Consider the following 10,354-nt stretch of genomic DNA (forward strand, 5'->3'; position numbering starts at 1 on the left):
TGACCTTTACATTCACGGTTTTTATCACTTGACGTATCTGTTAAATCATCAACGATGGTGGCTGTCATCATGGATTCCAGCAAACCAACCACGGCTAATGCTATCGCGTAAGGGAATATGATGGCTAATGTTTCAAAATTGAGTGGCACATCTGGCCATAGGAAAATTGGTAAAGTATCAGGCAAATCGCCCATATCACCGACAGTACGTATATCCATATTGGTAAATATGGCAACTAAGGTCAGCACGATGATGGTGACCAAAGGCGATGGTAATAACCTGCCGATTTTAGGCACATATGGGAATAGATAAATAATACCCAGCCCTGCTGCTGTCATGGCGTATACATGCCAAGTGACATTAGTCAGTTCTGGCAATTGCGCCATAAAAATCAAAATAGCCAAGGCATTCACAAACCCTGTTACCACTGAGCGTGAAACAAAACGCATTAAATCGCCCAATTTGAGATAACCGGCACCGATTTGCAGTATCCCTGTTAACAATGTTGCTGCCAGTAGATATTCCAGACCGTGCTCTTTAACCAGGGTGATCATTAATAGCGCCATCGCGCCGGTAGCCGCGGAAATCATACCTGGACGACCACCTACGATGGATATCACTACTGCTATGCAGAAAGAGGCGTACAAACCCACTTTCGGGTCAACCCCAGCAATGATTGAAAAAGCGATGGCTTCGGGGATCAGTGCCAAAGCAACCACAATGCCGGAGATCAGATCTCCACGGACATTGGAAAACCAGTCTCGTCTAAGGTTTTGCAACATTAATTCAGGTTCCTGTGTTCAAAAGATTTTTTCAGATAAAAAATTATTGCCAAGCTGCGTGACATTTTGATGTCGACTACATTCATTTAACTGTGGTTATGACCGGCACAACCGCATTGTTGGCGGGGACGATGTGTTAAACATCAAGGACCAGAAAGGTCCCGGGGGAAGTAATACGCTAGGGTGGATTAAGCTTCACGTTGATAATAGGGCTTGTTTGGAAAACCGGCCAATATACAGTAAATTGCTCTGTCTTCAAAACTTTACGGAAACCTTCCCGCCTTAAACACCGCATTATGACCCAGATTTCAAAGCCAATTGAATGCTACAATCTGCCCCCTGATGCAACGCTGCGGAGCACACTGTGGAAAGTTACAATCTTATAACTGAATGGCTGGAGAATTACCCTCATCTCTACACGCTGATTGGCCTGAGCGTATTGATCCTGGTCTCGTGGATCGCAAACTGGCTGGTCAAACGTATTCTGGTTCGCGGCGTCTATCGCATCCTTAGAAACACTCAGTTAGGCCGGTATTCATCTTTAGCGGATTCATCTTTTATCCGGCGCATGGCGAATATTGTACCGGCGCTTATCCTGTCCGCCGGGATCGTCATCATTCCGAATATTTCGCCAGTCGCTGTGGCAGTGGTACAGAATGTCACTACAGCATTTATTGTACTCACCATTGCGTTGGGCATTGGCAGCTTATTGACCATTATCAATGATGCTTATAACAAACGTCCAGATGCGCATTTGAAACCCATCAAAGGGTATATCCAGGTACTCAAAATCGCTATTTATGCAATTGCGGCAATCCTGATGATTGCCTCATTGATTGATCGTTCCCCCTTAATACTGTTGTCCGGTTTGGGTGCAATGGCCGCCGTATTACTGTTGATCTTTCAGGACACGTTGCTGTCATTGGTCGCCAGTGTGCAAATCAGTTCAAATGATTTGATCCGGGTCGGTGACTGGATTGAAATGACACCGCTTAATGCGGACGGTGATGTTATTGATATCGCGCTACATACGGTGAAAGTGCAGAACTGGGATAAAACCATCAGCGTCATTCCGACCAAACGTTTCCTGACCGATCCCTTTAAAAACTGGCGCGGTATGCAGGAATCAGGCGGTCGGCGCATTAAACGCAGTATCTTGATTGACCAGCAAAGTATTCATTTTTTATCGAACGATGAACGGAAAAAGCTGCATCGGTTCAGCCTGATGGATGAGTATTTACATCAGAAACAAAAAGATATTGATGAATGGAATCAACAATTAGCTGAGTGGGGTAAAGAGCCTGTTAATACCCGTCGCATTACCAATATTGGCAGCTTCCGCGCCTATGTCAGCAATTATCTGAAAAATCATCCAAAGGTTCATCAGAACTATACCCTGATGTCCCGGCAACTTGAGCCAACAGCCAATGGTCTGCCTCTGGAGATTTACTGTTTTACCAATACTACCAACTGGATTGAATACGAAGGCATTGCGTCGGATATTTTTGATCATTTGCTGGCTATTCTGCCCGAATTTGGCTTACGTGTTTTTCAGCAGCCCAGCGGCTTTGATATGCGTGAATTAAGACTGCAATCGTTGCCAAAGCAGGATCCGGAAATAAGCCCGGCATTGGGTGATTCACCAAACAAATAATATTAACAACTCAATAATGTAACACTCTGTTTGCTTAATGAAAGGAAGCTGACTGACCGTCAAAATGGATAAAGAACCCGCTATCAGCACCCACAATGTGGCACAGCTTATTCTGTTACTGGCCGGTCTTACCGCGATCGCTCCTCTGGCAATTGATGCCTACCTGCCAGCAATGCCGTTAATGGCTGCTGAGTTTGCTGTGAGCATTCATGATATTGAATTATCACTGAGTTTATTTCTGGCGGGTTTTGCTGTCGGTCAATTGACCGGTGGGCCGTTATCCGATCATTTTGGCCGGCGTCGCGTTATTTTTATTGGGCTCACGCTGTTTTGTGTTGCCAGCATGGGAATTGTGCTCAGCCATACCTTACTTGGCTTATGGATATGGCGAGTGGTGCAGGCTATCGGTGGCGGCATGGCAATTGTCAATTCTTCTGCCGTGATTCGTGATATCAGCAGTGGCCGTGACAGTGCCCGATATCTGTCACATATGGCGATTATCATGATGATTGCCCCACTTGTTGCACCGTTAATCGGCATGGTTTGTTTACACTTGGCTGGCTGGCATTCAATTTTTATTGTGCTGTTTGTCTATGCTTTGTTAATCGGCCTGCTGCTTTATCGCTTGTTACCTGAAACTCGCGTAAAAGCCATTCAGACTACGTCAGCGCTAAAGCGTTATATTGAAGTGCTCTCACATCGTAAAGCCCTGGCTTATCTGGCCGCACAGAGTTTTACCTATGGCGGTTTGTTCAGCTTTATTACCGCCTCCCCCTCGGTGTATATGATTTATTTTGGCGTTTCCGCTTCGGTCTATCCTCTATTGTTTGCCGTTAATGTACTAATGATGATTGTTGTCAATCGCATCAATGTCAGACTGCTGCATTTTTACGACCCACCCTGCCTGTTAAAACTGGGACAAATCCTGCAGGTCATCACAGGTTTAACAATGCTGCTATATATCCTGATCAGTCCTGCTCCGGCATTAGCCATTATCGTTATTGGCATCATGATATTTATCGGTTCACAAGCCCTTATTGTGTCCAATGCCATTGCCAGTACGGTTGAATTCTTTCCACGCAGCAGTGCAACCGCTACCGCCGTACTGGGTTCATTTGGATTCTTATCAGGTGCCGCCAGTGGTTTACTGGTCAGCTCTCTGGGCGATGGCAGCCTCTGGCCAATGATTACCGTAATGTCTGGCTGCGCCATTGCAGGTCTGACATTAAAAACCCTGATTCTGCATAGTTGTCAGGAGCATCCTCAAAATAAGACTGATTGTTAACCCGGCATTAACCCTCCAGCCTCTAAATTGGCTGTCAAATTGACACCCAACTTATAGGGAGCACGATATCAGGTGAGCAATATCAACCCGGATCGATATCTAAAAAAGCTGGCTTATCTGCCATTGCTGATGCTGTCAGCATGCAGTATTACGCCAGAACAACCTGACTACGTTGAATTAATCTCAGTAGAACAGCAACGGGTTAATGAATGGCAAAATTTATCGCAACAGACTCACGTCGCTTATCTGAACGATTTGGTTGATAGTGATATGTTTGACGAGTTGCTGAAGATTGCGATGCAATCCAACCCTGACTTGCAACAAATGCTATTAACCCTGCAAATTCGGCAATCACAGCGGATTCAGGCATCTGGCGAAAAACGTCCTTTTATCAGTGCCGGTGCCTCTGCGCAGAACAGCAGTGACAGTGATACCCGTTTCGGAGCTGATCTCAGTATCAGCTGGCAGGCTGATTTATGGGGAAAACTCGCTGACAATGAACGCGCGGCAGATCTGGATATTACCGAACAAAGCCTGTTGTATCAGTCTGCCCGTGACACGCTAGCAGCGGAAGTGATGCAAGTATGGTTAACGCTGATTGCCCAGCAACGGGCGCTTGATATAGAACAGCAGCGTCAGGCCAGTTTGCAACAGACTGAATTTTTTATACTACAACGCTATCGCCAGGGCCTCGGCACACTGGAAGACCTGGATAGCGCGAGAAGTGCTGTTGCCTCCTCATCGGCCGACATCGAAGCTTTAACCCAAAGTTTTCGTCAGCAAACCATTCAACTGAAAACGCTAGTGGGACAGGTAAACAATCCGGAATTTACGCTTCCGGCAGATTATCCTGACGTGGTCATCCCGGCTATCGATTTACCAGAGCAGACATTAAATCGTCGTCCGGATTTACGCGCGGCTTATGCCGCTATCCAGGCATCCAGTGCTCGTACGGAAGTTGCTTATAAGGATTTGTTGCCCAGTCTGAGTTTGCAGGCGGTTTTAGAGGATGTTGGCAGCTCTCCCCGGGCCAGTTTATTTACGGCGCCGGTATGGAGCTTATTAGGCCAATTGACTGCGCCGTTATATCAAGGTGGACAATTGCGTGCTGAAGCCGAAATACGTGAACTGGAGACAGCCATTAGTTACCAGCAATACCGGGATACCTTGCTCAATGCGGTAACAGAAATAGAACAGGCACTGAGTCAGGAGCAGGCTCTGGTAAAACAACAGCAGCATATCGAAACGGCTCTGGCCAGTGCCGAAAATAATCTTCGTCAATATCAGGCGAATTATCGTAGTGGACTGCTTACTATCCTGGATCTGCTCACCGTGCAACAACAAACCTATAATTTACAGGCTCAGCTTGATGATCTGATTTATCTACGATTACTGAATCGTATTTCTCTGGGACTGGCATTGGGCCTGGAGGCTAAAGCATGACAAAACGACTGCAATGGCTGGTGTTTTTAGCTGCTCTGTGTGCGTTAGTTGCCATATACTTTTTCACCCAATATCAGATCGATAGGTATGCCAACCGCCCACTGCCAGTAAGGGAAGTGCCAGAGATAAGACCTGAGGTTTCAGTCAAAACAGTCACACCTGGTCGCTATCAATCACGTATCAGCGCTTTTGGTTCAACTGAGGCGCATTACAGTATTAATCTCAGTGCACAAGTAGCGGGCCAGGTTGAGCAAATATCACCACAGTTTGAGTCTGGATTCCGTCTGAAAAAAGACCAGGAGATGTTACGTCTGGAAAACAGTGATTATCGTGCCGCCGTAGCAGCGGCAAAACAGCAGGTAGCTGAGGCCAGACTGCTTTACCTGCAGGAAGAACGACAAGGTCTGCAAGCGCAGGCTGAATGGCTGGCTTCAGGTCTTGAGGGCGATCCTGATTCTGATCTGGTGTTACGCGTTCCACAATTGGCCAGTGCTGAAGCCAGCCTGGCCAATGCTGAAGCCTTATTAGCCAGCGCTGAAAAAGATCTGCAACAGAGTCTTATCAGAGCACCATTTGATGCATTGGTGATCACCCGTGATGTCTCGCCCGGCAGTTATCTGCAAACTGGCACGCAAGTCGCCTCGTTATATAGCACCGACCGGGTCGAAGTGAAAGTATCCCTGTCAGATCGCGAGTGGCAAAGCTTACCGGAGCCCGAAATGTTAAAGACGGGAGAGTGGCCTGTCGATTTGCATGCTGTAGAAGGTGATGCAAGCTGGCAAGGTAAAGTCCTGCGCGTGGAACAACATCTTGATGGAACCACTCGTCAGCGTTCATTGATTGTTGGCGTGGAAAACCCACTGGATCAACAGCCCGTGCTTTATCCTGGTGTATTTGTCGAAGTGAGTCTGGGTGGTCGTCAGATGGATGAGCTTTGGCAGGTCCCAACGTCCAGCCTCAGTCAACGAGGTGAGATCTGGTATGTCACAGCAGATATGGAGCTGGCGAAATTTGCTACCTCACCAGTGTTTAGTGATGAGCGTTCTATCTATATCAATCCACCTGAGAATTTGAAAGCAACTGCAAATCAAATATTACTGCAGCCCATCAGCAGCTATATTGAAGGCATGGCCGTGGCGCCGATTGAGGCAGTAGATTATGAGTAAAATTATCGGTCGCAGTGGCATTATCGGCTGGTTTGCTACCAATCCGGTCGCAGCTAACCTGTTGATGTTTTTGGTCATCATTATGGGCTTGATGACCGTGGGTGACTTACGCAAAGAAGCCTTTCCCAGCAGTGAGCCTGACAGCCTGACAATTTCAGTCTCCTATGACAGCGGCTCAGCAAAACTGTCAGAGGAAGGTCTGGCGATCAAAATAGAAGAACAACTCGAAGGCATTATTGGTATAAAGACCCTGACCAGTGAGTCAACTCGCAGTGGCGTGACCGTGACCGTTGAAATGCAAAGTGGCTATGACCTCGACACGTTGATGCGTGATGTGAAAGCTCAGGTGGATGCCATATCCACTTTTCCGGCAGAAGCCAAAAATCCTGTTATCAGTAAAGCAGAACGGGAAGAACATGCTATCTGGTTACAGTTATACGGTGATACTGATCGGCACAGCCTGCAACAAATTGCAGAGTCATTGAAAGCGGATCTACTGACAAAATCCAACATTAACCGCGTGACCATTTCCGGTTGGCTGGATCCGATGATGATGATTGAAATCGACGATGCTCGACTGCAATCCTATGGCCTGTCATTAAGCGACGTTGAAAATGCCATCAATACAAATTCTTCTACGCCACTGACGGCTGTTCTGCGTAATGAAAATGTCTATCTGCAACTCAATGCCTCCGAACAGGCTTATCTTAAACAGGATTTTGCCAAAATCCCTGTAATTACCGGGGATGATGGCCAACAGCTTTTACTGGGCGATGTGGCCTATATTCTCGATAGTTTTGATGATGAAACATCTATTTTGTCCAGATTCCAGGCAAAAGACAGTATTGGTGTACAGGTTGTGACTACAGGGCTGGATGATATCGCTGACTCGGTAGCCGATGCTTATGAAGTCGTTGAGCAATGGCAGAACAGCAACAAACTTCCCGCACAGGTTCAGCTTGCCTCCTGGTATGACCGCAGTACCAGCATAATGGATCGGTTAAATTTACTGATTAAAAATGCCCTGACCGGTATTGTGCTGGTGTTCATATTACTCGCCGTATTTTTAAATCTGACGGTGGCCTTCTGGGTAGCCATGGGCCTGCCTTTTGTGTTTCTTGGCACGCTGTTTTTTATGGGCGATTCTTATGCCGGTTTATCACTCAACTCGTTTACCACCTTCGGCTTTCTAATGGCGTTAGGCATCATCGTCGATGATGCCGTGGTGGTGGGTGAAAGTATTTATAGCGTGCGATCCCGTGAGGGTGACACGTTGCGTAACACGATAAAAGGTACGATGCGGGTAGCTGTACCGACGTTATTCGGTGTGTTTACCACGGTCGTCGCCTTTTATGCCTTATCGCAGATTGAAGGACGACTGGGTGAGCTTTATTCACAGTTTGCTGCGGTCGTGGCCATCGCGTTAGTCATGTCCGTGATTGAGTCCAAGCTGATTCTTCCTGCTCATCTGGCTTATCTGAATACCCATAAAAAACCCTCTCAAAACATACTTGCCACTGGTTGGCGCAAAATTCAGCAGGGTGCTGATGGTGGCTTACAGTGGTTTGCCGAACATATTTATCAACCGGCTATCGAGTTTGCTTTGCGGTTTCGCTACGGATTGCTGATGGTATTTATGATGTTATTTATTATCGTCTTTTCAATGCCTTTTAATGGCACTATCCGCATGAGCTTTTTCCCAGCGATTCCGGGTGATACGGTCAGAGCAAATATCTCGATGCATAAAGATGTCAGTTTTGGCCGCACCCACGAAACGTTAATAATGATGGAGCGCAAAGCTTATGAAACGGATAAAGCATTGCGAGAGGATGCCGATTCAGCGAAAAGCGGAATAGCCAATCTGCAACTGCTTTCGCAGTCTGATCATAGTGGTGGTTTGACGGTTGAATTAGCCTCCGATTCCCCTTATGACTTATTCGAATTTCGCCGGGAATGGGAAAAACGTGTGGGTATGCCGGAAGCCGTTCGCAGTTTACGAATTCAGAGTGGCCGTCAGGCAGATGATGCGTTACGAGTTGAGTTACGATCCAACGATGATGATGTGCTGACGCTGGCGGGGGCCGAGCTCTATTCGTTACTGGAACCGATGCCGGGTATTATCGGCTTGCAGGATAATCTGCAACCCGGCCAGCCTCAATTACAACTTAAGCTGAATCAACAAGGCCGGGCCCTGGGGCTCAGTACAGATGAACTGGCGAGGCAAATCCTGCAAGGGTTTGCTGGTCAGGTGGTACAACGTTATCAGCGCAACAGTGATGAAATTGAAGTCAAAGTCCGTTACCCGGAGGCTGACCGGCAAAATCCGGCAGATGTATTGAAATCCAGGGTTCGTCTGGATGACGGAACCGTGATTCCGTTGTCCAGCGTGGCCGACATCAGCTATGGATTTACCCGTGACAGTATTACCCGCATTGATGCCAGGCGGGCAATCTATCTGTCTGCTGATGTGGATAAGAATTTACTCTCTATCACGGAGTTTGTAGCTCAGTTAAAACGCGATGTTGTGCCCCAGTTAGAAGCCAAATATCCCGGTCTGACCATCTATTTTGCGGGTGAAGCCGCTGAACAGGAAGAAACCCAATCTTCCATGCTTAACCTGTTTTTATTGGCCATGCTGGGTATTTATATGTTGCTGGCCATCCCTTTGAAATCCTATATTCAACCGGTATTAATCATGACCGCCATCCCTTTTGGTATTGTTGGCGCACTGCTGGGTCACTGGATGAATGATCTGTCTTTGGGGATCCTGTCACTGAACGGCATCATTGCGCTAAGTGGTGTCGTGGTCAACGATAGTCTGTTGCTGGTCTCACGATTTAATGATTTGAAGGAAGAATATACCGATGTACGTCAGGCTATCCTGATGTCTGCCCGTGATCGCCTGAGGGCGGTATTACTGACATCCTTCACGACTTTTGCCGGTCTGATGCCTTTATTAGGAGAAACCTCAAGACAGGCACAGTTTTTGATTCCTGCTGCAGTGTCTTTGGCTTACGGCATTATGTTTGCCACCGTCATTACATTGATATTAATCCCCTTGCTATTGATGATTCAACACGATGTGGCGCAGTATTTTCATCGTGGCAGCAAAGTCGTATTGCCTGCAACTGAACAAGGACCCGCCTGATGATTAGTGTGTTACTTATTGAAGATGATCTGGATCTGGCACAAACGGTGATGGATTATCTGCAGCTGGAAGCCATCAGCTGTGATCATGCCAGTAACGGCTCTGCTGGTCTGAACCTGTTGGAGGAAAATTATTACGATGTGCTGTTACTGGATTTAAACCTCCCACGTATTGACGGTTTGACAGTATGTGAACGCTTGCGCAGTGAAGGGTCGGATATACCCGTATTAATGCTCACTGCACGCGATCAGCTGACCGATAAACAAGCAGGTTTTACCGCTGGTACGGATGACTATCTGGTCAAACCTTTTGAATTAAAAGAACTGGTGATGCGGATCCAGGCATTATCACGCAGAAGGAGCGGACAAACGCAGCTGCTTCGCTGTGGTGATTTGCAGATGAATCTACAGCAACGTCAGTTAAGCAGAGCCGATATCAATCTGCACTTATCACCGACTGGCTGGCGAATTCTGGAATTGTTATTACGCGAATCACCGAATGTTGTCAGCCGTCAACGGCTTGAAATTGCCGTGTGGGGTGAGGAAGTGCCTGACAGTGACAGCCTGAAAGTCCATCTGCACCATTTACGTAAAACGATTGATGGTGAGTTTGCAACAGCATTACTACATACTATTCCCGGTGTAGGCATTGCTATCAGGGATGATAATGAAACGTAAAATCAGCCTGAAACGCCTGGTGACCGTCAGCTTTCTATTGTTTGGCGGCACTATTGTGCTTGGTTATTCCCTGTTAAGTGCCCATTTTTTTATTCGCGGCATGGACAATATTGTGACCGGTGGTATGGAAAACGCCGCGCTGACCTATCTCGCCAATAACAAATCACTTGCCGATGATGAACTGGTTAATTATAGAGGC

General features: G+C 47.1%; 7 protein-coding genes and 1 pseudogene. 7 read left to right on the forward strand and 1 reads right to left on the reverse strand.

Translation table 11 applies throughout. The features are described from left to right. Window positions 1-782: SulP family inorganic anion transporter (locus B3O33_RS03785; RefSeq protein ID WP_292362978.1), on the reverse strand; the 782-nt coding region annotated here is incomplete at its 3' end. A 364-nt stretch (window positions 783-1,146) separates the two neighbouring features. On the opposite strand from B3O33_RS03785, the gene B3O33_RS03790 reads away from it, so the two are divergent. The 7 genes and pseudogenes from B3O33_RS03790 to B3O33_RS03820 all read left to right on the forward strand — a co-directional run. Continuing rightward, complete coding sequence (locus tag B3O33_RS03790) at window positions 1,147-2,436, forward strand: mechanosensitive ion channel family protein (protein WP_292361677.1); 1,290 nt, start codon at window positions 1,147-1,149, stop codon at window positions 2,434-2,436. Window positions 2,437-2,500: 64 nt separating this feature from the next. After that, the gene (locus B3O33_RS03795; RefSeq protein ID WP_292361676.1) at window positions 2,501-3,721 is read left to right on the forward strand and encodes a multidrug effflux MFS transporter; all 1,221 of its coding nucleotides are present in this window, start codon (window positions 2,501-2,503) and stop codon (window positions 3,719-3,721) included. A 72-nt stretch (window positions 3,722-3,793) separates the two neighbouring features. After that, window positions 3,794-5,164, forward strand: coding sequence for a TolC family protein (locus B3O33_RS03800; RefSeq protein ID WP_292362980.1), 1,371 nt, complete (start codon window positions 3,794-3,796; stop codon window positions 5,162-5,164). Beyond that, window positions 5,161-6,330 carry an efflux RND transporter periplasmic adaptor subunit gene (locus B3O33_RS03805; protein ID WP_292361674.1) on the forward strand — a complete coding sequence of 390 codons (1,170 nt, stop codon included), beginning with the start codon at window positions 5,161-5,163 and terminating at the stop codon, window positions 6,328-6,330. The genes B3O33_RS03800 and B3O33_RS03805 overlap by 4 nt, the downstream gene beginning before the upstream one ends. Next, entirely contained in the window at window positions 6,323-9,478 is a 3,156-nt protein-coding gene (locus tag B3O33_RS03810; protein WP_292361673.1) for an efflux RND transporter permease subunit, read from the forward strand. Before B3O33_RS03805 ends, B3O33_RS03810 begins: the two co-directional genes overlap by 8 nt. Further along, complete coding sequence (locus tag B3O33_RS03815) at window positions 9,478-10,155, forward strand: response regulator transcription factor (RefSeq protein WP_292361672.1); 678 nt, start codon at window positions 9,478-9,480, stop codon at window positions 10,153-10,155. Before B3O33_RS03810 ends, B3O33_RS03815 begins: the two co-directional genes overlap by 1 nt. Beyond that, window positions 10,145-10,354 (forward strand): annotated as a pseudogene (locus B3O33_RS03820) (sensor histidine kinase); the annotation flags it as partial. The gene B3O33_RS03815 and the pseudogene B3O33_RS03820, both read left to right, overlap by 11 nt.

This window comes from Methylophaga sp. UBA1464 (genome assembly GCF_002325665.1).
In the GTDB taxonomy this organism is placed as follows: domain Bacteria; phylum Pseudomonadota; class Gammaproteobacteria; order Nitrosococcales; family Methylophagaceae; genus Methylophaga.

Coding starts and splice junctions, on each gene's coding strand:
- B3O33_RS03810 (WP_292361673.1), top strand. CDS start 6,323: ATGAGTAAAATTATCGGTCGCAGTGGCATTATCGGCTGGTTTGCTACC.
- B3O33_RS03805 (WP_292361674.1), top strand. CDS start 5,161: ATGACAAAACGACTGCAATGGCTGGTGTTTTTAGCTGCTCTGTGTGCG.
- B3O33_RS03795 (WP_292361676.1), top strand. CDS start 2,501: ATGGATAAAGAACCCGCTATCAGCACCCACAATGTGGCACAGCTTATT.
- B3O33_RS03815 (WP_292361672.1), top strand. CDS start 9,478: ATGATTAGTGTGTTACTTATTGAAGATGATCTGGATCTGGCACAAACG.